This window comes from Methanoculleus sp. UBA303 (assembly GCA_002501655.1).
In the GTDB taxonomy this organism is placed as follows: Archaea; Halobacteriota; Methanomicrobia; order Methanomicrobiales; family Methanoculleaceae; genus Methanoculleus.
Genome location: DANY01000008.1, coordinates 52,559 through 76,274, shown reverse-complemented (window position 1 = coordinate 76,274; position 23,716 = coordinate 52,559). Strand labels below are relative to the sequence as shown.

Annotated in this window: 21 protein-coding genes; 7 read left to right on the top strand and 14 right to left on the bottom strand. The window is 62.3% G+C overall.

Annotated features, from left to right (window positions below):
* Positions 1 to 346: 346 nt before the first annotated feature.
* Both BP846_RS01740 and BP846_RS01735 read right to left on the bottom strand, forming a co-directional pair.
* On the bottom strand, positions 347 to 583 hold the full coding sequence (locus tag BP846_RS01740; protein WP_292392318.1) for a hypothetical protein: 237 nt from the start codon (positions 581 to 583) through the stop codon (positions 347 to 349).
* Positions 584 to 593: 10 nt separating this feature from the next.
* Positions 594 to 2,090: a methanogenesis marker 14 protein gene (locus BP846_RS01735; protein WP_292392317.1), complete on the bottom strand. Its 1,497-nt coding sequence runs from the start codon at positions 2,088 to 2,090 to the stop codon at positions 594 to 596.
* A 326-nt stretch (positions 2,091 to 2,416) separates the two neighbouring features.
* Here BP846_RS01735 and BP846_RS01730 point away from each other — a divergent pair, with 326 nt between their 5' ends.
* Positions 2,417 to 2,821 carry a pyridoxamine 5'-phosphate oxidase family protein gene (locus BP846_RS01730; RefSeq protein ID WP_292392316.1) on the top strand — a complete coding sequence of 135 codons (405 nt, stop codon included), beginning with the start codon at positions 2,417 to 2,419 and terminating at the stop codon, positions 2,819 to 2,821.
* 13 nt (positions 2,822 to 2,834) lie between these two features.
* Here the strand turns inward: BP846_RS01730 and BP846_RS01725 are convergent, their stop codons facing one another.
* Complete coding sequence (locus tag BP846_RS01725) at positions 2,835 to 3,755, bottom strand: RNA-guided endonuclease InsQ/TnpB family protein (protein WP_292392315.1); 921 nt, start codon at positions 3,753 to 3,755, stop codon at positions 2,835 to 2,837.
* Positions 3,756 to 4,159: 404 nt separating this feature from the next.
* Positions 4,160 to 5,347, bottom strand: coding sequence for an argininosuccinate synthase (locus BP846_RS01720; protein WP_292392314.1), 1,188 nt, complete (start codon positions 5,345 to 5,347; stop codon positions 4,160 to 4,162).
* 87 nt (positions 5,348 to 5,434) lie between these two features.
* Here BP846_RS01720 and BP846_RS01715 point away from each other — a divergent pair, with 87 nt between their 5' ends.
* The 4 genes from BP846_RS01715 to BP846_RS01700 all read left to right on the top strand — a co-directional run bounded on the left by BP846_RS01715 (position 5,435) and on the right by BP846_RS01700 (position 8,885).
* Positions 5,435 to 5,770 carry a hypothetical protein gene (locus tag BP846_RS01715; RefSeq protein WP_292392313.1) on the top strand — a complete coding sequence of 112 codons (336 nt, stop codon included), beginning with the start codon at positions 5,435 to 5,437 and terminating at the stop codon, positions 5,768 to 5,770.
* Positions 5,771 to 5,789: 19 nt separating this feature from the next.
* A complete protein-coding gene (locus BP846_RS01710; protein ID WP_292392312.1) occupies positions 5,790 to 7,049 on the top strand; it encodes a quaternary amine ABC transporter ATP-binding protein in 1,260 nt (419 codons plus the stop codon).
* On the top strand, positions 7,036 to 7,878 hold the full coding sequence (locus BP846_RS01705) for an ABC transporter permease (protein WP_292392311.1): 843 nt from the start codon (positions 7,036 to 7,038) through the stop codon (positions 7,876 to 7,878). Before BP846_RS01710 ends, BP846_RS01705 begins: the two co-directional genes overlap by 14 nt.
* Positions 7,879 to 8,006: 128 nt before the next feature.
* Positions 8,007 to 8,885: a glycine betaine ABC transporter substrate-binding protein gene (locus BP846_RS01700; protein WP_292392310.1), complete on the top strand. Its 879-nt coding sequence runs from the start codon at positions 8,007 to 8,009 to the stop codon at positions 8,883 to 8,885.
* Positions 8,886 to 9,071: 186 nt separating this feature from the next.
* Here BP846_RS01700 and carB read toward each other — a convergent pair whose 3' ends face one another.
* Together carB and carA are read right to left on the bottom strand one after the other, a co-directional pair.
* Positions 9,072 to 12,242: a carbamoyl-phosphate synthase large subunit gene (gene carB, locus BP846_RS01695; RefSeq protein WP_292392309.1), complete on the bottom strand. Its 3,171-nt coding sequence runs from the start codon at positions 12,240 to 12,242 to the stop codon at positions 9,072 to 9,074.
* Positions 12,242 to 13,297 (bottom strand): glutamine-hydrolyzing carbamoyl-phosphate synthase small subunit, encoded by a 1,056-nt coding sequence (gene carA, locus BP846_RS01690; RefSeq protein WP_292392308.1) that lies wholly within the window; start codon positions 13,295 to 13,297, stop codon positions 12,242 to 12,244. Before carA ends, carB begins: the two co-directional genes overlap by 1 nt.
* 144 nt (positions 13,298 to 13,441) lie before the next feature.
* Between carA and BP846_RS01685 the strand changes: the two genes are divergently transcribed.
* Positions 13,442 to 14,326, top strand: a complete 885-nt coding sequence (locus BP846_RS01685) for a flavodoxin family protein (protein ID WP_292392307.1) — start codon at positions 13,442 to 13,444, stop codon at positions 14,324 to 14,326.
* A 28-nt stretch (positions 14,327 to 14,354) separates the two neighbouring features.
* Positions 14,355 to 14,699, top strand: coding sequence for a hypothetical protein (locus BP846_RS01680; RefSeq protein ID WP_292392306.1), 345 nt, complete (start codon positions 14,355 to 14,357; stop codon positions 14,697 to 14,699).
* Here the strand turns inward: BP846_RS01680 and BP846_RS01675 are convergent.
* From BP846_RS01675 to BP846_RS01640, 8 genes are all read right to left on the bottom strand, one after another.
* A complete protein-coding gene (locus BP846_RS01675) occupies positions 14,696 to 15,277 on the bottom strand; it encodes a carbonic anhydrase (RefSeq protein ID WP_292392305.1) in 582 nt (193 codons plus the stop codon). The genes BP846_RS01680 and BP846_RS01675 overlap by 4 nt on opposite strands.
* A 444-nt stretch (positions 15,278 to 15,721) precedes the next feature.
* Positions 15,722 to 17,365 (bottom strand): dihydroxy-acid dehydratase, encoded by a 1,644-nt coding sequence (gene ilvD / locus BP846_RS01670; RefSeq protein ID WP_292392304.1) that lies wholly within the window; start codon positions 17,363 to 17,365, stop codon positions 15,722 to 15,724.
* Positions 17,366 to 17,872: 507 nt separating this feature from the next.
* A complete protein-coding gene (cobA, locus tag BP846_RS01665) occupies positions 17,873 to 18,616 on the bottom strand; it encodes a uroporphyrinogen-III C-methyltransferase (protein WP_292392303.1) in 744 nt (247 codons plus the stop codon).
* On the bottom strand, positions 18,613 to 19,497 hold the full coding sequence (gene hemC, locus BP846_RS01660) for a hydroxymethylbilane synthase (protein ID WP_292392302.1): 885 nt from the start codon (positions 19,495 to 19,497) through the stop codon (positions 18,613 to 18,615). Before hemC ends, cobA begins: the two co-directional genes overlap by 4 nt.
* The gene (gene hemL / locus BP846_RS01655) at positions 19,482 to 20,729 is read right to left on the bottom strand and encodes a glutamate-1-semialdehyde 2,1-aminomutase (protein ID WP_292392301.1); all 1,248 of its coding nucleotides are present in this window, start codon (positions 20,727 to 20,729) and stop codon (positions 19,482 to 19,484) included. The genes hemC and hemL overlap by 16 nt, the downstream gene beginning before the upstream one ends.
* Positions 20,716 to 21,699, bottom strand: coding sequence for a porphobilinogen synthase (gene hemB, locus BP846_RS01650; RefSeq protein WP_292392300.1), 984 nt, complete (start codon positions 21,697 to 21,699; stop codon positions 20,716 to 20,718). Before hemB ends, hemL begins: the two co-directional genes overlap by 14 nt.
* The gene (gene hemA, locus BP846_RS01645) at positions 21,678 to 22,949 is read right to left on the bottom strand and encodes a glutamyl-tRNA reductase (RefSeq protein ID WP_292392299.1); all 1,272 of its coding nucleotides are present in this window, start codon (positions 22,947 to 22,949) and stop codon (positions 21,678 to 21,680) included. Before hemA ends, hemB begins: the two co-directional genes overlap by 22 nt.
* Positions 22,942 to 23,568: a precorrin-2 dehydrogenase/sirohydrochlorin ferrochelatase family protein gene (locus tag BP846_RS01640; RefSeq protein ID WP_292392298.1), complete on the bottom strand. Its 627-nt coding sequence runs from the start codon at positions 23,566 to 23,568 to the stop codon at positions 22,942 to 22,944. Before BP846_RS01640 ends, hemA begins: the two co-directional genes overlap by 8 nt.
* Between the last annotated feature and the right edge of the window lie 148 nt (positions 23,569 to 23,716).

Sequence of the window (23,716 nt, the reverse complement as noted above, 5' to 3'; positions counted from 1 at the left end):
TGAGATTGAGACAGGGGAGGGGGCATGCCCCCTCCCCGCGAGCCGCCTCCCCCATGGCGATACTCCCACGGTCCCGTGTCCTGGGATCTCTCACGGTTATGGCGCGTGTTCGAGCTTGAGATGTTACCCTGTTTTGAATCGCGACGATTCGTCAGAACTGGAACAGGAGCACGGTCAGGTGCGAATTGCACTGTTCGCTAAAAATCCGTGGATGGGATTCTACTGTCAGAGGGGTACCGGGATGACCTCAAATACTCTCTGCGTAACGGTTCCTCCTCCAAACCAGCACCCCGGGGCCATGCCTCGCATGGAGATGCCCGGAGCACGAATAAGAAAAATGGTATAGTTATTCCTCGATGAACTCTTTGAGCCGCGCGAAGAGGTACTCCTGCACCTCTTCGACGACCTCTCTCTTGCCGCGGAACGCCAGCAGTTCTCTTGCGTCCCCGTCCATGTTTGCAAACGACAACTTCTGCGGCCGCCGCACCACTTCCACGTCGTACTTCTCGACGACGTCGTAGATCATCTTACGGGGCACGCCCGGGGGAACAAGCATATCGTAGAGTTCTTCTTCAGCCATCATTTACCATATCCTACTTTCCTATTTTGATCCGGCGAGACATAATACATGGCCCTCCCCGCACGCCGCCAAGCGGAGTCTTCGGTTTCCCGAGAGAGTTCATGCACCGCCCCATCAGTGCCGCTCCCCGGGCAAGACCGTCGTCCACGAAGACCAGGTGGTCGTTCGGGGTGTCGTAGAGGTTCCGCGCGGTGATGCCCTCGAGGATATACTCGGGCTTCCTCCCCGATATCGCCGCCCGCCCGGTGAACCCAATCGACGAATTCGGCGGGACCATCCCCCTCTCGATGGCGACATCGATGAGCCGGAGCGCCATCCTCGCGCAGACCCGGTCGACGACCTCGGTCAGCATGCCCATGCCGTGCTTCTCGTAGATCTCGTGCCCAATCTCTTCGAGAGCCGGCGTCCCGCTCCCGTTGACGCCCGAGTCGCACCCGATAAGGGCAACTCCCGACCTGTCGGCCACCTCCGCGCAGACCGGGACCCGCCCGAACCTTGTCCGGTCAGGAGGGACGATCCGTATATCGATGTGCTCGTGGCACCGGTCGACGTAGCCCTCGACGACGGAGCGCTTCCTGCCCCCAAACACGCCCTGAATGCTGTGGTCACCGAAGAGATCGAGAGCCGTCCCCGTCCGGTCCTTCACAAGTCCGGTGCCCCGGACGATTGCATCCGGTATGGCACCTGCAAGCCCGCAGAAGTTCCCCGTCGTCTGAGCGAACGGGTTCGGCTCATCCGGGGCGACGTCGCTCGTGATCCGCCCGTCAAGCGTTGTCCCGAAGTCGATGGATATGCAGGGGTTCCGGAAGTCGACCGATGTCCACTTGGCGCCCTCCTTAATGCCCGCCATCGCAAGTTCCCCTTCCATCTCGTTTGCCACCATCTCGACGCCGGTACACCCGACCGGCGGCACGACGCCGGCCACCGCACCGACGAAGACCACCCGGTCGGCGAACGAGAACTGCCGGAGTTTCGGCGGGAGGTTGTCGATCGACATCGGCGGCGTCATCTTCCGCGGGGGGACCCCGGCGGCGAGGCAGCCGTTTGCGAGAGCGATGACGAAGTCCCCGACCTGATCGGGAGAGTCCATCGCCGCCACGACACCGGTGCTCCTGACGACGAAGTCCAGATCGTCCTTGATGCTCAGGTGAGCATCTCTGTGGCACTGGATAAGTGTATCGCGCACCAGTTCCGTGACCGATTCCCTCGTCAGTTCCGTGCCGTCGAGCGTTGCTCCGAAGATCGTCTCGCCCGGTTTTGGCCGCCGGACGTCCCGACTCATCGTCACGGTCTTGTTGATGACATAGGACCTGCCCGTCTCCAGGTTCGTGCCGGTCAGGATACACTTTGTCGTAGTATTGCCCATCTCAACAGACGCCACGATAAAATAGGGCTTCACCCGGTACTCGGGAACACCGTCGCCCGGTCCGTGGGAGAGCGACGGCGGAGGCGGGCTTTCGACGATGTGCGGTGTAGGTTTGAAGAAGCGCTCCAAAAAACGGGCACACATAGTAGTCTTTTCCCTGTCTCCCGGCTTATATTTTTCTATACCCCGGTAGGAGCCCGGAACACGGCAAGAGGGGTGGTCGCCGCGGGGATCCCTCCCGGGGGACCGATGGTCGTATACCGGCCCTTCAGGAGGCTTTTGCCGATTCGGCCAGGTGGGGTTGCCGTCCGGGGCATACCGGGTTTGGTGCGGGTGTCCGGCTCACCCCGGCGGATTTAGCCGGGGATCTCGGCAGAGTTCTTATATATCGATAGTGCGGATAATCACGTTACCGGAAAGGTTTTGGCGCTTTGTCGCGCTGGTTCCGCTTCCAGGAAGAGGTGAACCGTATGGTTGCGCTTTCAAACGAGATTAAGGAGATATTTACCAGAACCAAAGTCATGCCGATGGCCACCGCATCGAAGAGCGGCATACCGAACGTGGCGCCGATGGCATCGATACTGCTCGTGGGCGACGATACCGTCTGGATCATGGACAACTACATGAAGAAGACGCTCGAGAACCTGAAGGAAAACCCTGTTGTAGCCCTCTACTTCTATGACGCGGAGTCCAAGCGCTGCTTCCAGTTAAAGGGCTCAACGGAGATCAGGACGTCCGGCCCCGAGTACGAGCAGTTCCGCGACCGGGTGAAGACAAAGAGCGACAAATACCCGGCGAAATCACTCATCATTGTAAAAATTACCGATGTCTTCGAGTGCACGCCGGGAAAAGAGGCCGGGAAGAAGGTGCTTTGACACTCTCCACGGGCTAAAGCCTGGAGATTCTTGCTTCGTTGACCGGGACTTGCCCCGCCGGGCTTGGCGGTGTAGCGGTCCCGATCTCCACAAGCGTCGATTCGGGTGTGCCCCACCCTACGGCTGCTCGTTTCAGGATATTTTGTGCGGCGTTCAGATCCCGGGGAACGGTGTAGCCGCAGACCGGGCAGGAATGGGTTCGCTGCGCGAGATCCTTCTTCTCCCGGTGCCCGCAGAGGAAACAATCCTGGGTCGTATAGGCCGGATCGACCAGATGCACATACGTACCAGCATTCGCAGCTTTGTACTGTATGAACTCCCGGGCCTTGTACCACGCGGCATCGAGAATAGATTTAGATCTGCCGCGGAGTTTCGCATCCAGCGATTCGATCATCGGTTTGATGTTCAGGTGTTCCAGGGCGATGTAGTCGTAGCGGTCAACATAGTAGCGGCTCCATTTGTGCAGGAAATCGTTTCGCCGGTTCTCGACCTGCTCGTGGATCCGGGCAACCCGGACCCGCTGTTTCCGGCGGTTCCTGCTCCCGTCCACGGCCCGGGAGAGTTTCCTCTGGGCCCGGCGGAGCCGCTTCGCAGCCTTCCGGACGTTGTGCGGGTGCGGGAAGACCACACCGTCGGTATCCGTGGAGAAGTTCTCCAGGTTCAGGTCGATCCCGACCGCCCGGGTGCCAGCGGTCGGCTCCGGGGTATCGGGGGTCTCGGAGATGATCGCCACGAACAATTTGTGGGCCGGGGTGTGCTTGACCACGATCTGCTTGATCGTTCCAGGAACCGGACGACTGAGTTCGATCCGCAACTCCCCGATCTTGCTCAGCCAGAGACGGTTGCCGGTGAGCTTGAACCCGGTCTGCTCGTAGATCATCGAGTGAACCCACTTCTTCCGGAGCTTGCCGACCGTTCTTCCCTTCGCCTTCATCGCTCGCAGGGCTTTCAGCTCGCAGGGCTTTCAGGTTGTGGGCGATCTGCTGGACAACGTTCTGCAGAACCTTGCTGTGGACCTCCTTCAACTCGGGATACTCGGTTTTCAACTTCGGGAGGCAGGAGTCACGATACACCCTATTTTCAAGACACCAGGTCCGGACAAAGGAGCACCTCGCAAAGCCGGTGAACAGCCGCCCTGCAACGTTCTGCGAGGGATAAATCCGGTACCGGGTGACATGCCGCATTCCCGACTCCAGAGAACTGTTGGCACTCATCCGGCTATAAGGTATCCCGGGCGGGGTGAAAGTGTACGAACGGACCAGGGGGGGCAATGCATCCCCACGGCTCAAGCCGGGGGCTTGCTTGCATCCCGAAAACCCCAGATCTGTAAGCACCCCTTCAACACTTCTTGAGGTTTTTGAGCAGGCGCGCCTGGATTCCAAAGTAGTTCGAGAACCCGACGGCGTGGTTCTGGTCGATCGTCGACGAATCGAAGGAGACGAGGTCCCCCGAATAGAGCCCGACATCCGAGCTCCGGCCGAGCACCTTCACACTGCCCTTATAGAGGCCGACGTCCACGGTGCCGCTCGCACGCTCCTGCGTCTTGTCGATGAACGCGTTCAGAGCGTAGAAGAGCGGTTCGTGCACGAGACCCATGTAGGCGAGTTCCGACCACTTATCATCGACGATATGCTTGAACGCTATCTCCGAGCGGGTCAGGACGAGGTGCTCGAGGTCGCGGTGCGCCGCGAGGAGGACGGTCGCGGCCGGGTGCTCGTAGATCTCGCGGGCCTTCAGGCCGAGGATCCGGTCCTCGATCATATCGTTGCGGCCCACACCGTTCCTGCCGGCGATCCGGTTCAACTCCCGGATCAGGGCAAGGCCCGGGAGCCTCTTTCCGTTGAGGGCAACCGGGACCCCCTTCTCGAACTCGATCCTGACCTCCTCCATGGCGTCGGGGGCCTCCTTCGGCGATACCGTCCAGGCGTAGATCTCCTCAGGCGGGTGGAAGGCCGGGTCTTCGAGCTTGCCGCCCTCGATGCTCCGGCTCCAGCAGTTCTCGTCGACGCTGTAGGGATTCTCCTTCCCGACACTCACCGGGACGTTGTGCTCCTGCGCATAGCAGATCTCCCACTCGCGAGTCAGGTTCATCTCCCGCATCGGTGCAATGATCTCGTAGCCTGCGGACCTGAAGATAAAGTCGAACCGGAGCTGATCATTTCCTTTGCCGGTGCACCCATGTGCGATCTTTGAAGCGCCTTCCTTCTCTGCGACCTTCACGATCTCTTCGGCTATCAGCGGGCGGGCGAGCGCCGTGCCCATCGGGTAGCCCTCGTACGACCCGTTCGCCTTGATCGAGGGGAAGAGGCAATCTGCTACAAACTTCTCCTTCGCATCGATGGTGTAGTGGTTATCTGCAAGCATCCGGCCCTTCTCTGTTGCCCGGGCTACCTCCTCCTCGGGCTGGCCCACGTCGACTGCAACGGTGACAATCTCGGCAAACCCGTAGTGCTCGCGCAGGAGGGGGATACAGACGGAGGTATCGAGACCTCCCGAAAACGCTAGGACGACTTTTCCCTTTTCCATATTACTGATCTCCGCGTTCCTGGTTTCTGTCTGACAGCGACAGCCTGGAGTAATCTACAATAGTACGACCTCTCACCCAATAAAAGAATGGTATGGATGGGCGCACCAGCGGGAACGGGAACCGTTTCCGGTATTTCCGGAGGTCAGGAGGTGCCGGAGAGCCGGTATGCTGAGGTGTACGGAACACCATCCATGACAGCCCCCACAACCCTGGAGCTCTCCTGTGCGGCCGGGGCTCCCGGGGCGGGGTGCCGCAGTATGGGATCCGGCAGAATGGACATTATACCGGAGATAGCCGATAAATTAGCGGTAAATTACAGGATGGCGGACATGGCTATATTCTATCTTAAATTACACCGCAAAATTTCGGAAAAACTCAAATTCCCCTTAATATTGGGCATTTTTCAAAAACAAAGATTATAACAAAGATGAAATAGAAATCGTGAAGCTGGAGGGTTCCGTTATTTTTGAGAAGTTATCCAGAGAAGACTCAACATCGTTACAACCAATCGTCAGTGTGAAGGGCCTGACCAAGGTATTTGGCCAGGATCCCGGGAAAGCACTGGTACTTCATCGGTCCGGCTGCTCAAAACAGGAGATCCATGAAGAGACCGGTGAGACACTGGCCCTCAATAACGTCTCATTTGAGGTTATGCCGGGCGAAATATTCGTCCTGATGGGACTCTCCGGGAGCGGAAAATCGACGCTCCTGCGCTGCATCAACCGGCTCATCGAGCCTACCGAGGGTGAAATACTGATCGATGGCGAAGATGTCGTCGGTATGAGCCAGAAGGAACTGCGAGCGACCCGAAGGCGCAGACTGGGCATGATCTTCCAGAACTTTGCACTCCTCCCCCATCGGACGGTTCTCGACAACGTCGTCTTCGGCCTTGAAGTCCTGGGCATCCCCGAGGCTGAGCGCTGCCAAAAAGGCGAGGAAGTCCTCCGTATGGTGGGACTTGACGGCTACGGGGCGAGCATGCCCTCCCACCTCTCCGGCGGCATGAAGCAGCGGGTCGGGCTTGCCCGGGCGCTCACCAGCGACCCGGATATACTTCTGATGGACGAGGCGTTCAGCGCCCTCGACCCGCTCATCAGGAGGGACATGCAGGATGAACTGCTTGAGATCCAGCAACGACTCTGCAAGACGATCATCTTCGTCACCCACGATCTCGATGAAGCCCTGAAACTCGGCGACCGCATCGCCCTGATGAAGGACGGTGTGATCGTGCAGATCGGCACACCCGAGGAGATCCTGACGAACCCGGAGAACGCTTACGTTGAACGGTTCGTCGCCGATGTGGATCTGACGAGGGTGCTCTCGGCAAGCGACGTTATGCGCCGCCCCGAACCGGTTGCTCAATGCACCGCAGGGCCAAGGGTAGCTCTGCACCTCATGGAGGAGCATGACATTGCAGGGATATTCGTCGTCACCCGCCAGCGCCTGCTCCGCGGGCGGGTGACGCTCGACGACGCTGCCGGAGCCGTCAGGGAGGGAACGTCGATGAAGGATATCCTCATCACCGATCTTCCTGTTGTGGCTCCCGATGCAACGCTATCCGACATCATATCGCTGATCACCAAGAGCCCCTACCCTGTGGCGGTTGTGGACGACACGGGCAGGCTCAGAGGGGTCATATCACGCGGTGCCATCCTTGCAGCTCTCGCACGAAAGGGGGAGGATGCTCATGCAGTTGCCTAAACTTCCCGTAGGAGAGGCCGTCGAGATGCTCGTCGACGGGATCGAGGAGTACTTCGGCTGGTTGCTTGACGGCGCCAGCGAAGGGCTGCGGTACCTCGTGGGTGGATTTGAGGATATCCTTCTCTCCGTACCGGCACCCGCCCTGATCCTCCTCGCGAGCGCGCTGGTCTGGTTCGTCACCCGGCGGGATATCAGGCTGGCGGGACTCACCGCACTTGGCCTGCTGCTGATCTGGAATCTTGAACTCTGGGATCTCGCGATGCTCACCCTGGCACTCGTCAGCATATCGACGATGCTCGCGCTCGCCATATCGATCCCGGTCGGGATCGCCGCTGCGGGGAGCGAACCGTTGAACGCCGCTCTTCGACCGGCCCTCGACCTCATGCAGACCATGCCGTCGTTCGTCTACCTCATCCCGGCGGTGATCTTCTTTGGCCTCGGGAGCGTCCCCGGCATCATCGCAACAGTCGTCTTTGCCATGCCGCCGGCGCTGCGCCTCACCAATCTCGGGATCCGGCAGGTGCCCCGGGAGTTGATCGAGGTTGCGGACGCTTTCGGCACCACGCCCCGCCAGAAACTTTTTAAAGTGCAGCTCCCGGTCGCGCTCCCCACCATCATGGCAGGGGTGAACCAGTGCATCATGCTCGCCCTCTCCATGACCGTCATCGCATCGATGATCGGGGCGGCGGGGCTTGGCTACCAGGTGCTTGTGGGTATCCAGCGGGTGGATATCGGTATGGGGTTTGAGGCGGGGCTTGCTATCGTGATCATAGCGATCATCCTCGATCGGATCACCCAGAACCTTGTGCCGCAGCATGAGAACCGGTGACCCGTTCAGAGTGAACCGGGGTCCGCTCATCCGCCCCGGACTGTTCGTCAGGGCCCGGAACTCCACATGGCCGGGCTCGAAGTACTATCTGGCCGCCTTCTGGCGGCAACCAACTACAAGGTGAAGAAATGATTCAAAAGAAAGGAAGCTTACTCGTACTGACAGGTATCGTTCTGATGATCTGCCTCCTCTCCGCCGGCTGCACCGGCACACAAGGATCAACTGAGCCTGCAAAGGAGATCAGCATCGGCTACGTCACCTGGGACTGCGCCATCGCGAGCACCAACGTGATGAAGCATGTCTTTGAAGAGGCAGGGTACGACGTCACCCTGATCGCGGTCGACGCAGGGCCGCTCTTCCAGGCGCTTGCCAACGGAAACGTCGACTTCACGACGACCGGATGGCTCCCGCACACTCATGAGCGTTACTGGGAGCAGTACGGCGATCGGATCGAATACGTCAATGAGAATATTCCCGGAGCAGCACGTATCGGGCTCGTCGTCCCCACCTACGTGACCATCGACTCGATCGAGGAGATGAACGGTGTCGCAGATAAGTTCGGCGGCAGGATCGTCGGTATCGAGCCCGGTGCGGGCGTCATGGCCCGGACCGAGCAGGCCATTGCGGATTACGGCCTTGATTACAATCTGGTCGCAAGCAGCAGTGCAGGCATGACAGCTGAACTCAGCTCCGCCATCAACGATGAGAAGTGGATCGCGGTGACAGGGTGGTCGCCGCACTGGAAGTTCGGCCGCTACGACCTCAAGTTCCTTGAAGACCCGAAGGGCGCCTACGGCGGGGCCGAAGATATCGTGACCCTCACGAGATCGGACTTAAAGACTGATGACCCGGAGGCCTACGGCATCCTGACCCGGTTCGAGTGGACCGGTGAGGATATTGCCTCAGTCATGACCGATATTGCGGGCGGCATGCCTGAAGAGGAAGCCGCGAAGGCATGGATCGATGCCAACCCCGAGACGGTCAAAGTCTGGCTTGGGGAGGAATAATCCCTCTTTTTCTCAAAGCACCGGCCTGGATCGCCCCGTTTCTTTCTGTGCCCATAGCCGTTCCCTCATCCACGTTCAGCCCGGGCGAGCATGGGGACATGGATGCCGCGCACAGTCTGCGGTCCACAAGCGGGAGCAACGAGGCGATAACGATGAAGGGAAATGGGTTGTGTGGAGTGCCGGGGGTTATGCCGACCCGATGTAGTGCCCGAGCGGTTCGAGAGTGATCTTCTCGCGCTTGATGGCATCGATCGCCATCGCCGCTGCCCGCGCCGCCTGGAGCGTGGTGATATATGGGATGCCGTAATCGACGGCGGCCCGCATGATCTGGATGTGGTCCTGCCGGGACGCCTTGTCCGCCGGGGTGTTGATGATCAGCCGGATACTGCCGGAACGCATGGCATCGATGACGTTCGGGGATCCTTCCTGGACCTTCCGTACAAGGTTTGCCTCGACGCCGTTCTGGGTGAGGAAGTCGACCGTCCCACTCGTGCCGTAGAGCGAGAGGCCGAGTTCCCGGAGTTTCCGCGCGACGGGCAGGAGTTCCTCTTTCTGCTCGTCCGTCACCGATATGAATATGTTCCCGGCCGTCGGCAGGGTGTTGTCCGCGGCGGTGCACGCCTTGTAGTAGGCACGGCCGAAGTCGTAGTCGATGCCCATCACCTCGCCGGTGCTCTTCATCTCCGGACCGAGCACGGTGTCCACGCCGGGGAGTTTGTTGAAGGGCAGGAGCACCTCCTTCACCGCTACGTGCTCGATCTCGGGCTCGGCGATATCCATATCGGCAAGTTTCCTGCCGACCATCACCTTCGCCGCGAGCTTCGCGAGCGCGATGCCCGTCGCCTTCGCGACGAACGGCACGGTCCGGCTTGCACGCGGGTTCGCCTCGAGCACGTAGACCACGTCGTTCTGGACAGCATACTGAATGTTGATCAGCCCGACGACACCGAGACCGAGGGCGAGTTCCTTCGTGTAGTCGCGCACCCGCGCGATAACTGAGGCCGAGAGGGACTGCGGCGGGATGACGCAGGCCGAGTCGCCGGAGTGGACCCCGGCCCACTCGATATGCTCCATGATGCCGCCGATCAGGACATCCGTCCCGTCGCAGACCGCATCGACGTCGATCTCGACAGCGTTTCTGAGGAACGAGTCGATCAGCACCGGATGCTTCCTGCTCACGCGGACGGCTTCTTTGATGTAACTCTCAAGTTCGGTCTCGTCGTGGACGAGTTCCATCGCCCGCCCGCCAAGGACATAGGACGGCCGCACGAGGACCGGGTAGCCGATCGCCCGTGCCTTCTCCCGCGCCTCTTCCTCCGAGTAGGCGGAACTGTTCGCCGGGCTTGGTATACCAAGCCGGGAAAGAAGCCGGCTGAACCGGTCACGGTCTTCCGCCGCATCCATGGCGTCGGGCGACGTGCCGAGGATCTTTGTCGGGAGGCCGAGGCGCCTGATCTCCGCTTCCAGCGGCATGGCCAGGTTCACCGAGTTCTGGCCGCCGAACTGGACCATGACGCCGTAGTAGTCGTCCTTCTTGAGTATATTGACGACATCCTCGAGTTGCATCGGCTCAAAGAAGAGCCTGTCGGACGTGTCGGCGTCGGTCGAGACCGTCTCCGGGTTATTGTTGACGATATGGACCTCGATCCCCTCTTCCTCCCGGAGCGCCATCACAGCGTGGACGGTGCAGTAGTCGAACTCGATCCCCTGACCGATCCGGATCGGCCCGGAACCGAGGATCAGCACCTTTTTGGCGCCGTTCCGGGTCAGCTCGCACCCGTCTTCCCAGGTCGAGTAGAAGTAGGGCGTGGTGGCCGGGAACTCGGCGGCGCAGGTATCCACCATCTTGTATGTCGGCGTCCCCGCGAGTGCCTCGACCTCACCGGCGGCCTTCCCCGTCAGTGCCTGCAACTCTTCGTTCGCGAAGCCGCAGCGCTTCGCGACCCTGATATCCTCAGGCGCAAAAGCGGTCTGGAGCCTCTGTTCCAGGTCCACGATGTTCTTGATCTTCTCAAGGAAGAATGGCGTGATAGCCGTGAGGTCGGCAACCTCCCTGACCGTGAACCCTTCCCGGAAGGCATCAAAGAGGCACCCGAACCGCTCGTCCGTCGGAGACGTAAGGATCATCCGGATCTCGCTTGGGCTCGTGTGCCGCTGCATATCGTTATCAAGCGACCGGAGCGCCTTCTTGAACGCCTCCTCAACCGTCCTCCCGATCGCCATTACCTCGCCGGTGCTCTTCATCGCCGTGGTGAGCGTCCGGTCTGCGGACTTGAACTTGTCAAAGGGCCACCGGGGCACCTTCACCACGACGTAGTCGATGGCAGGCTCGAAGGATGCCGGGGTGACGCCGGTCACGGGGTTCATGATCTCATCGAGCCGGAGCCCTATGGCGATCTTCGCCGCCACTCGGGCGATCGGGTAGCCGGTCGCCTTGGATGCGAGTGCCGACGACCGCGAGACCCGGGGGTTCACCTCGATGATCCGGTAGTCGCCGTCCTTGAAAGCGAACTGGACGTTGCACCCGCCCTGCACGTCGAGCGCCCGGATGATCCGTATCGCAGCGCTCCGGAGCGTCTGGTACTCGTCGTCCCGCAGGGTGAGGATGGGCGCAACGACGACGCTCTCGCCGGTGTGGATGCCCATCGGGTCGACGTTCTCCATGCCGCATATGATGATGCAGGTATCGGACGAGTCCCGCATCACCTCAAACTCGATCTCCTTCCACCCGGCGACGCTCTCTTCCACCAGCACCTGGTGGATACGGGATCGGGCGAGCCCGATCTCGATGATCCGCCGCATCTCGTCAGGCGTGTGCGCAACGCCGCCGCCTGAGCCGCCCAGGGTGTACGCCGGCCTGATGATCGCCGGGAGGCCGACCTCCCGGACCGCCTCGTCGATCTGGCTCATGTTCTCGAGGATCATGCTCCGCGGGATGGGCTCCCCGATGGCGTTCATCAGGTCCCGGAACTGCTCGCGGTCTTCTCCCCGGTAGATCGCCTCAAGCGGCGTCCCGAGGATCTCCACGCCCTCGAGCGCACCAATCTCCGCGAGCTCCGCCGTCATGTTCAGGCCGGTCTGGCCGCCCATGCCGCTCAGTATCCCGTCCGGCCTCTCCTTCTGGATGATCTTTGCTATGATCTCGGCTTTCAGGGGCTCGATGTAGATGACGTCGGCCGTATCGGGGTCGGTCTGGATCGTCGCAGGGTTCGAGTTGACGAGGACGACCTCGACACCCTCTTCCCGGAGCGCCCGGCAGGCCTGCGACCCTGAAAAGTCGAACTCCGCCGCCTGCCCGATCTGGATGGGGCCGGAGCCGATGATGAGGACCTTTCTGATGTGAGATTTCTTCGGCATTATGGGATCCCCCTGTAGATGCGATCAAAGAAGTGCATCTCCGTGTCCCGGGGCCCGCCGTGCGCCTCCGGGTGGAACTGAACGCAGGTTATGCTGAGGTCCTTGTTCTCGAATCCCTCGACCGTGCCGTCGTTCACGTTCCGGTATGAGACAACGCATCCCTCGGGCAGGGTCTCTTCATCGACCGCAAAACCGTGGTTCTGCGTCGTGATGTAGATGCTCCCGTCCCGGTAACGAACCGGCTGGTTTGTTCCCCGGTGACCAAACTTCATCTTGTAGGTCTCTCCCCCAAGGGCCAGGGCGACCACCTGGATGCCCATGCAGATACCTACGACCGGCATCTCCCCGGCCAGGTCCCGGACGCACCGGATGGCGTCGACCGCCCTCCTCGGGTCGCCGGGGCCGTTCGAGATGAAGAGTGCGTCGGGCTTTGCGGCCATCACCTCGTCCGGTGCGGCGGTGTGCGGGAAGACGTGGATATCCGCGCCACGGTAGCCGAGGCTTGCGAGGATGTGCCGTTTCACACCGAGGTCGATGACGGCAATCCGTTTCCCGGTGCCGCTGATGCGGTACGGTTCACGGCAGGAGACGCTCCCGATGAGGTCGGCGTCGCTGATCGAGGGGACGGCCCGGGCGCGCCGAACCGCTTCATCTCCGTCCTCGCCGCCGACGATGAGGGATGCCCGGAGTGTGCCGGCCGTTCGGGTCTTTATCGTCAGGTTGCGCGTATCGACGCCTGATATCCCCAGAAGGCCGTTCTCTTCGAAGTATTCTGCAACCGATGGTTGCGCTGCGGGCACGCGCGCGATCTCACGCGCGACGCAGCCCCGTGCGTGAACCCCCAAACTCTCAAAATTCTGGAGATCCACACCGTAATTCCCGATGAGGGGATACGTAAACATCAATATCTGCCCGGCATAGCTGGGGTCCGTCAATGCTTCCATATAACCGGTCATCTGCGTGGTGAAGACGAGTTCACCGGAACATATCCCCTCAACGCCAAAACCATTCCCTACAACAAATGTTCCGTCTTCAAGACCCAGAACCGCCTTCATGAATTACCATATCATGTGGATCAGATTCCTTATTAACGGTAATGACGGATCGAACGCCTACCCCGGCAACCCGGCCGGAAACTCGAAAACACGGGCTTCTATCGCCCCGACTGCCGAAGCTGGCGGCTTATGAGGTGACGCGCGGTGCATGAGAGCGCGGCAGAGAAGATCCGATCGATCGAGACGCCCGAGGGGACGTTTACCGTCAGGCTCATCCTCGATGACTTAGGAAGCATCTATCCGGGCATGATCCGGTACACCGTCGAGGTTCTCCGCGGCACCGAGGCGGTCTACACGTATGCCGTCAACTCCTACGAGAGTGCACGCCCTGACTCCCCCATTGATACACGGAAAGTGGCGGAGATAGTCTTCTTTCGGCTCGCGCACGACGTGGCGTCCCGCCCCCACGCCTACACCCGCCCGAGGTTTTTCACCCGCCCGCTCCCGGGAAGCGGCACCTGTGATGTCGTCATACTGCAGGGGAGCCCGCGCCGGTTCGGGAACTCTGCCCGGATCGCGTCATGGTGCGACGACGAAGCCGCCCGGGCCGGCCTCTCCTCCCGGGTCCTCTTCCTGCAGGATATGGATATCCGGGCGTGTATCGGCTGTTATACCTGCTACAACTACGGTTACTGCCCGGTCGACGACGATATGCCCGGGATCATCCGGGCTCTTGAATCCGCTTCCGTCATCGTCGTCTGCACGCCGGTCTACACCAGCACCGTCCCGGCCGGCCTCAAAGCGGTGATCGACCGCTGCCAGTGGCTCCACGCCCGGGAGAAGGTGCTCGGGAGAGAGGTGCATGCCCGGGGCCTGCTCGTCGCCGTCGCGGGACGGCGGGGGACCGATCCGTTTGTCTGCGTGACAAGAGTGGTCGATGCGTTCATGGAGAACCTGGGCATCCTGCCCGCCGGGCCGGTGCTGATCGGCGACCTCGATCGGGTCCGGGACGTCGGGAAGATCGAGGGGTCTGAAGGCGATGTCCGGGCGGCGTTGCGTGCGCTGCTCGCTCCCCGAGACGAAGGATAATATAGCATTCGTCCCCCACCGATGATACATGGCAGAAGTGACTGTTGAGATTGTCGGGCTCATGGAATCTGAATGCGGCCCGTTTCCCTGCGACGAGACGAGATCCTGCGGCCTTGAGACCTGTTACCCGTCGAATAGCCTGATAGACGCCATCAGCGCCCTGCGCGACGAACTTCTCGCCGGGTACGGGGATAAGGTCGAGGTGAAGGTGACACTGATCGACGAGGAGATGCCCGATTACGTCAAGGAGATCATCGAGGAGCGCCACCCACCTATACCGATCGTCCTTGTCAATGGGCGGCTTACGTCGATCGGAAGGGTCTCACTCGGTCTGATAAAAGAGGAGATTGATTATGCGCTTGAAGAGTCCTAGAATATCTTCTTCAACTCACCGGTCCCAAGGTCGAAGTACAGGCCGTGAAGCCGAACCTGGCCTTCTTTTTCCGCAACCCTGACCGGAGGATAGGTGCGGAGGTGCTCAAGCTGCAGGCCGACGTTCTCGATCTCGATGAGACGCCGCCGGAGTTTTTCCTCATCCGGGTTCTTCGGTACCTGGAGTCTGCTCTCGACACGGCGTTTCGCCTCCATTGCGTTGTTCAGCCAGAGCGGGATGTATGCATCGTCGCTCTCCTCGTCCAGCCCCTTTATAGCGCCGCAGTCTGAGTGCCCGCAGATGGCGATATCGCCGACCTTGAGATGGTGGATCGCATACTCAAGCACGGTCGCGAAGTTCCAGTCATGAACCGGGACGATGTTACCGATGTTCCGTTGCACGAAGATCTCCCCGGCCTGTGAGCCGGTGATGCGTTCTGGGTCCACGCGCGAGTCTGAGCACCCAATCCAGAGGACCACTGGGTGCTGGCTTGATGCCAGAGCCTCATAATGCTCGGGGTTCTTCCCGAAGTCATCTTCCCTAAAACGTTCGTTTCCCTCGAGAAACTTCTCTATCATCTCTCATACTCCATAGACGGTATGCGGGCGCCCGCCGTGGGCGGGTGCGCCTAAAGATGGGGTTACGCCTAATGGTTTAAAAATACATATGGCTGGATGTTGCAGAGGAAGGCAGTCGTGCAGGAACCAGGTGAATGGGGGTTGCTTCTGCCCGTAAGGGTGTCTGACACACCGGAACGCCCCTGCACACCAGTGCCCGGATCGGGGGTGCAGAGAACTCAATGCATCATCGCATTGAGAGAAACATAGTTAACAAATCCGTTTTGTATATAATATATTGCCTTCAACCGGAGCCACGGTGCCGGCGAGGAGTATGCGCTCCCCCTTGAGAGGAGGGTCAGGCTCTGCTGAAAGCCTCTCTTCTGGAAAACCGACGGCGATTCAGGGCAATCTCATCTCCCGCCTCGTGCGAGCGGGTACGGGCATCCTTGCCAAAAAAAGAGGTTACCTCTGGACGGCGCCGAGGTTCGCCTGCTCGACGGTCCGTGCATACCGGGCGAGCACGCCCGTAAGCCGGTGCGTCGGAGGTTTCCAGGCTCGTCTGCGCTCTTCCAGGGTCTCCGCATCGAGAGAGAGGTCGAGGCGTTTTTCGTAGAGGTCGATCACCAGCTCGTCGCCGTCCTCCACGAAGGCGATCGGCCCGCCGACCGCGGCCTCGGGGGCGACGTGCCCGATGCACGGCCCCCGGGTGCCGCCCGAGAAGCGCCCGTCCGTCACCAGGGCAACCCGGGCGTAGCCGAGGCCCATCAGCGCGGATGTCGGTGAGAGCATCTCGGGCATCCCGGGCCCCCCCCTCGGCCCCTCGTACCGGATTACGATGACGTCGCCCTCCGCGATCTCGCGGTGGAGGATCGCCTCCATCGCCGCCTCTTCACCGTCAAAGACCCGCGCCGGGCCCTGGTGCCGCCACATCTGCTCCGGGACGGCGGCGCACTTGACGACGGCGCCGTCCGGGGCGAGCGACCCCCGCACGACCTTCAGGCCGCCGGCAGGGCTGACCGGTGCGTCGGCCATCCGGATAACGTCCGGGTCGGCGACCCGGGCGCTTGCTGCTATATCAAGGATTGAGCGGCCCGAGACCGTCGGGGCGTCGTCGATGTAACCTTCGAGCATCTTTAAGACCGCAGGAATGCCTCCCGCCCGGTGGAGGGCAAGCATCGAGTGCGGCCCGCCGGGCTGCATGTGGCATATGTGGGGGGTCTCTTCGCTGACGACGTTGAAGGTCTCAAGGTCGAGGGGGACGCCCGCCTCCCGGGCGACGGCCATCAGGTGGAGGACCGTGTTCGTCGACCCCCCGAGCGCCATGTCAACCCGGATGGCGTTCTTAAGGCTTGTAGGGGTGACGATATCCCGCGGGCGGATACCCTCCCTGACGATGCCGACCGCCCGCTCTCCGCTCTCCCGGGCTATGCGGAGTTTGGCCGCGTCGACCGCAGGGATGGCGGCGCATCCCGGGAGGGAGAGGCCCAGCGCCTCGGTTATGCACGCCATGGTGTTTGCAGTGTAGAGCCCCTGGCAGCTGCCGCACCCGGGCATCGCCGCGCACTCGAGTTCCCCAAGTTCCTCTTCGCTCATCGTGCCGGCGGCGACGCGCCCCACGCCCTCGAAGACGTCGATCAGGGAGAGTTCCCGGCCCGCGGCGTAGCCGGGGAGCATCGGGCCGCCGGTGACGACGATCGTCGGGATGTTGCACCGCACCGCCGCCATGAGCATGCCGGGGACGATCTTGTCGCAGGTGCCGATGCAGATCAGGCCGTCGAACCGGTGCGCCTCGGCCATCAGCTCGACAGCGTCGGCGATGTTCTCCCGCGAGGGGAGGGAATACCGCATCCCCTCATGACCCATGGCGATCCCGTCGCAGATGCCGATGGTCCCGAACTCGAACGCCACGCCGCCTGCGGCCGCGACACCCTCCTGCACCTTCTGCGAGAGGGACCGGAGGTGGGTGTGCCCGGGGACGATCGTGTTATACGCGTTTGCTATGCCGATGAAGGGCAGGTCCATCTCCCGGTCGGTCACGCCGAGCGACCTGAGCAGCGCCCTGTTCGGGGCACGCTGGTAGCCTTTCTTAACCGTCTCACTCCGCATGGTTATCCTCGTAGGAGAGTACGCGCGCAGGGGGAGAAGAGGATTCCGGTTGTTGGGATGGTGGTGCAGGTGGGGAGATGTTCGCGCATGATGGCGGGTGAGTTCTCATATTTGAGAACGCTTACAACGCACACTCTTTGAGTTATCACATCCCATTCGGCCAAACATACCCATACACGGATTTTCAGTGGACATCGCCACGCACTGCCCCCGCCCCCTAGGGCGGGGGAGGAGCGCGAAGCGCGGGTGGGGTGGGGTTTACATGCCTCCTTAGAGATAGAAACAGGGGAGGGGGGATGCTCCCCCCTCCCCGTCAGCCCCTCCCCCAATGGCGATACCCCCACGGTCCACTGTATGGGGGTTTATCAGAGTGTACCTGTTCTATGTTTTGGGGCTACGCTTACACTCTGGTGCTCATGTTACTGCAAAACCCTACAAAACCCGGGAACAATCAGTGCAGAAAAAGGATACTATATCAGCACGGGGGGACACCTGCCCCCCGTTCCCTCACCCCGACAGCCCTTCCCCGTCGTAGAGGTTCACCACGCCCCCGATGACGATCACCGCCGGGGGTCGGACGCCGCGAGCGCGGGCGGCTTCGACGATATCGGCGAGGGTCCCGACCGTCACGCGCTGGTCGGGCCGGAGCCCTCTCTCGATGATTGCCACCGGGGTCGCCGGGTCTTTGCCGTGCGCAGCGAGCGCCGCCGCGATGGCCGGGAGGTTCTTTACACCCATCAGGATCACGAGGGTCCCTTTCAGGCGCGAGAGGACCTCCCAGTCGAGAGCGGACTCAGGCTTCGTAGGGTCCTCGTGGCCGGTGATGAAGGTCACCTCTGAAGCGTACCGCCGGTGGGTGACCGGTATGCCGACCATCTCCGGGACGGCGATGGCGCTCGTCACCCCCGGCACAACCTCGACGCTGATGCCGTGCTCCCGGAGCACCTCTATCTCCTCCCCGCCTCGGCCGAAGAGGAAGGGGTCGCCCCCTTTCAGGCGCACGACCACTTTACCTGCCTTCACCCTCTCGACCATCAGCGCCTCGATCTCGTGCTGTTTCAGCGTGTGGTTGCCGCCGTACTTCCCGCAATCGATCAGTTCGGCGTCCCGCGGGAGCGTCGAGAGGATCTCCTCCCCCGGAAGCTGGTCGTAGAGGACCACATCCGCACTGTCGATAACCTCGCGGGCCCTCAGCGTCAGGAGGCCGAGCCCTCCCGGGCCGGATCCGACAAGATACGCTTTTCCTATCATGGTTTCACCCCGAGGGCCGTATAGGCCTCCCGGATCAGGTCTCCCCCCTTCTCGCGCAGGGCCCGTCCGCACGCCCGCGCCTCGTCGGGCGTCGTGACGTGCCGCTCGATACGCTCCCACCGGGAGCCGTCGAGCGCGAGCACCTCGGCGATCAGGTCCCCACCCCGGCAGTAGATCCCCTGCGGGGTGAAGCATCCCCCGCCGACCTCCTCCATGACGGCACGCTCGATCTCCACGTCGAGGCGGCTGGGTGCATGGTCGAGTGCCGCGAAGGCTCCGGTGACGGCCGGGTCGTCCCGGCAGACAACCGCGACGGTGCCCTGGTTCGGCGACGGGACGAACCGGTTCGTGGGGAGGGGCTCCCCGGACAGCCGGAGCCCGAGCCGCTGGAGGCCCGCCTCCGCAAGCACGATGGCGTCGTACTGCCCCTCGCGGAGTTTCCGTATCCGGGTATCGACGTTCCCCCGGAGCTGCTTCACCGCTAGCGTCGGGTCGTCGCGGAGGAGCTGGGCGCGGCGCCGGGTGCTCGACGACCCGACGACGCGGACCGCATCGAGAGGGGCCTCGTGCACAAGGAAGTCCGCAGGAGAGTCCCGTTCGAGCACAGCGCAGCAGGTAAGCCCCACCGGCCGCTCCGCCGGGATATCCTTCATGCTGTGCACCGCAGCGTCGATCTCGCGGCGGAGGATCGCATCGTCAAGTGCCCGCACAAAGACCCCCTGCCCGCCGATGGCGTGGAGGGGGACGTTGGTCGCGGCGTCGCCCTCGGTCGTGATCGTGACTATCTCTGCCTCGGTACCCCGGTCGGCGAGCATGCCGACCACCCTGGTTGTCTGCGCAAGCGCGAGAGCGCTTCCTCGTGTGCCTATGCGAAGAGACATGATCCGTATGCGTCCGCTATCTGTTCAATATCCCGTTCTGTGTGCGCGGCGGAGAGGAAGTTCGTCTCGAACTGCGACGGCGGGAGGAAGACCCCCGCGTCGAGCATCGCCTTCCAGAACCGTCCGAACGCCTCAGTGTCGCACTCTTTGACCTCCCGGTAGTTCCGCGGGGCTGGGTCCCGGAAGAAGTGCTTGAAGGCCGAGCCTATCCTGACGAACGAGCCCCTGCCCGCATCCGCGGCGACCTCCCCGATAGCCCGGGTGGCGTCGTCGAGCCGCCGGTAGATCTCCGGGTGCTCATGGAGGTAGCGGAGCGCCGCAGACCCCGCCGCGAGGCTCACCGGGTTGCCGCTGAATGTCCCCGCCTGGTAGACCGGGCCAGCGGGGGCGACCAGTTCCATAATGTCGCTCCGCCCCCCGAAGGCCCCGATGGGGAGGCCGCCGCCGATGATCTTGCCGAACGTGGCGATGTCCGGCTTTACACCATAGAGCACCTCCGCGCCGCCGATACCGACCCGGTATCCGGTGATAACTTCATCGAGGATGAGAAGGACGTCGTAGGCGGCGGTGATCTCCCGGACGTCGGCCAGGTAGTCGTCGTCGGGGAGCACCGGCCCGATGTTTCCCATGATCGGTTCGAGGATGAATGCGGCAACGTCGTCGTTCCCGGCAAGAAGCGTCTCCAGAGCCTCGGGGTCGTTATACGGGACCTGCCGGGTGTGCGCCACAAGGTCCGCGAGGACACCTGCGGAGTCGGGCACTCCGAGCGTTGTCGCCCCCGACCCGGCCTTTACCAGGACCGCGTCGTGGGCGCCGTGGAACCCGCCTTCGACCTTTATAATGTCCTGCTTCCCCGTGTAGCCGCGGGCGAGCCGGATCGCGGCCATCGTCGCCTCGGAGCCCGACGAGACGAACCGGATCATATCGATACCGGGGTGGTCGCCGGTGATCAGCTCCGCAAGGTCGATCTCGAGGGGCGACGGCGTGCCGTAGAGCCACCCCTTATCGAGCTGGCGCCCTATAGCCTCCCGGACGCCCGGATGAGCGTGGCCGAGGATGAGGGGGCCGTAGCCGAGGCAGCAGTCGACGAGATCGGCCCCGTCGACGGTCGTGAGGTGTGAGCCCGCCGCCCGCTCCACATAGAACGGGTAGGGCTTGATTGCCCGGACGGGGCTGCTGACGCCGCCCGGCATCAGGGTCTTTGCCCGCGAAAAAAGGTCACTGCTCTTCATCGAGCCACCTCGTTACATCTTCGGCGAAATAGGTGATGATCAGGTCGGCCCCGGCGCGCTTTATGGCGGTGAGGCTCTCGAGGGCAACGGCCCGCTCGTCCAGCCAGCCGCGCTCTGCGGCCGCCTTGATCATAGCGTACTCCCCGCTGACCTGGTAGGCCGCCACCGGCAGGCCGAACTCCTTGATGGATGAGAGGATGTCGAGGTATATTCCAGCCGGCTTGACCATCAGGATATCCGCCCCTTCGGCCGCGTCGAGCTCCGACTCCATCACCGCCTCGCGTGCGTTGCCCGGGTTGATCTGGTAGGTCGTCCGGTCGCCGAAACTGAATCCCGAGTCCGCAGCGTCACGGAACGGCCCGTAGAGGGCGCTCGAAAACTTTGAGGAGTAGGACATGATCAGGACGTTCTGGTATCCGGCGGTATCCAGGGCCCCCCGGATCGCCTGCACCATACCGTCGAGCATGCACGACGGCGCGACGATATCGGCGCCGCTCTCGGCATGGGAGACAGCGATCCGGGCCATCAGCGCAAGCGAGGAGTCGTTCTGGAGGTCAGGGCCGTCGGCAGTTTCTCCAACAATGCCGCAGTGGCCGTGGTCGGTGTACTCGCAGGCGCAGACATCGGTAACGACTACCATCTGCGGCAACCGTTCCTTGATCTTCCGGACGGCCCGCTGGACGACGCCGTCCGCTGCATAGGCTTCGGTCGCCTCGCTGTCTTTTGCGGCCGGGATACCAAAGAGGATCACCGCCCGGATACCGGCGTTTTGGAGACGCTCGCAGTAGTCGGCGACCCCGTCCATCGGGTGGCGGAACTGCCCCGGCATCGAGGCGATGGGTAGTGGTGTGCTGATCGATTCATCAACAAAGACCGGCGCTATCAGGTCGGTCTTCTGAAGTTCTGTTTCGCGGAGGAGCGGCTGGATTATCCGCCGCCGTATCCGTCTCATTCGTCGTTCTGGGAACATGGTTCTCCCCGGGTAATCGCCCTCATCAGGCTCTCTGCTGTCGTTATATCGCCGCACTCCGCGCTCGCGCGGATGGATGTCGTCACGTCGGAGAGGAGTTTCTTCGTGAGCGCCCGCGTCAGGTCATCGATGACCTCCGCCGTGCGGCTATCCTCCTCCCCCAGGCGCGCGAGCGCCCGGTCACGTTCACGTGCCCGGATCGACTCCGCCCAGGTGTAGAGGAGGGCGAGTGTCTCGTCGGCCGCCGTCCGCCGGAGGAGGCGGATGAAATGGTCGAGTTCCTCGTCGATGATCCCCCGTGCCCGGTCCGCCTCGCTCCTCCGGGAGTCCATGGCGGCGTCGTTGATGTTCCGGAGGTCGTCGATGGTGAAGAGATGCACGCCTTCGACGGACCGCACCCCCTCCTCGACATCGCGGGGCTGGGCGATGTCTATGAGGACCAGGTGGCGGGGGTGCTGATCGAGCGGCCAGAGGCGCTCCTCCATCACCCCCCGGACCTCCTCCGTGCGGATGACCGGGTGCGGCGCGGCGGTGCAGGATATGACGACGTCGGAGAGCGCGATGTAGCGGTAGAGGTCCTTGAAGTTGACCGCCCGACCCCCGATCTTATCCGCAAGCACCACCGCGCGTTCGTAGGTTCTGTTGGCGACGTATATGGCCGTGAGGCCCTTGGCGGCCAGTGCCTGCGCCACGAGCAGTCCCATCTCCCCGCTCCCGACGACCAGGATGTGCCGGTCACGTAAGGTTCCGAGGAGTTTCTCTGCAAGCGTCACGGCCGCGGAACCGACGGAGACCGCTCCCCGGTTGATCTGCGTCTGGCGCCGGATCCTGACCCCCACATGCACCGCCTTGTTGATGCAGAGCCCGATGACGCTGCTAGAAGCCCCCGCCTCCTCCGTGGCCGCAAGCGCCCGTTTGAGCTGCCCGAGGATCTGGTCCTCGCCGACGACCAGAGAGTCGATGCCTGCGGCCAGCTCCAGGAGGTGGCGGGGCACGGCGTCGCCCTCGATGACCATAAAGTCGCGCCTGCCCTGCTCCCGCAGGAACGCTTCAAGGCTCCGTGCATCGCCCTGCACCAGGACTTCGACGCGGTTGCAGGTCTGGAGCAGGAGGACGCCCCTGAACCGTTCCCGCGCCTCCCGGAGGAACGTCGCCTCGTCGGGGAACCGGAACGCTTCGAGCGTGGCGATGTCCGCGGTATGATGGTTCAGGCCCGCGAGAGCGAGCGGGGCCGTGGCCGGCTCAGGCATGCAGGTGCCTCTCGATCGCCATCGCTCGGGCTCTCTCGTAGTCGGAGGCAAGCGCTCCCCAGACCTCTTCGTCCCGGAGTATGCTCCAGAGGATACGGGACCGCTCTGCCTGCACCGGTTCGACCTCCCGGAGCATCGAGCGCATCTCGTCCTGCAGATCAATCATCCGGTCGAGGTCTGCGTACTCCGTCTCGAGTCTCATGCGGAGATACCGCGATACGGCAGGGCTCTTTCCGTGGGTGCTGATCGCGACCAGGTAGCGGCTGCCCCGGACGACCGAAGGGATGATGACATCTCCGGGCTCGCCGGCGGCGTTGTTGAAGAGGACGCCGGACCCGGCACATACTCTCCCAATACGGTCGTTGAGCCCCGTGTCCGGTGTCGCGGCTACCGCGAGGAAGGCGCCCTGCAGGAGACCCCGGAGCGCCTCGTCCGGGAGGGTCGAGAGGTCGGCCTCCTGCCGCCTGATCGCGAGACCGTCAAGGGCCGGCGAGAAGGAACGGCTGATCACCGTCACCTCCGCCTCATGCTCAAAGTATGCAGCCTTCCGGGCACCGACGTCGCCTCCCCCGAAGATGAGCACCCTCCTGCCCGTCAGGTCAAGCATGAGAGGGATCATTCGTTCTATAGTGTGGTGAACGGACTAGATTAAGGTGTTGAAAGACCCGTTTCCCGGGAATTGGCAGCCACGGGTCTTTGAACCCGAACGTTGAGACCGATTCGCCCAAAGAAGGTTTAAATGGTAGAAACATCCAGTTCTCCGGGAC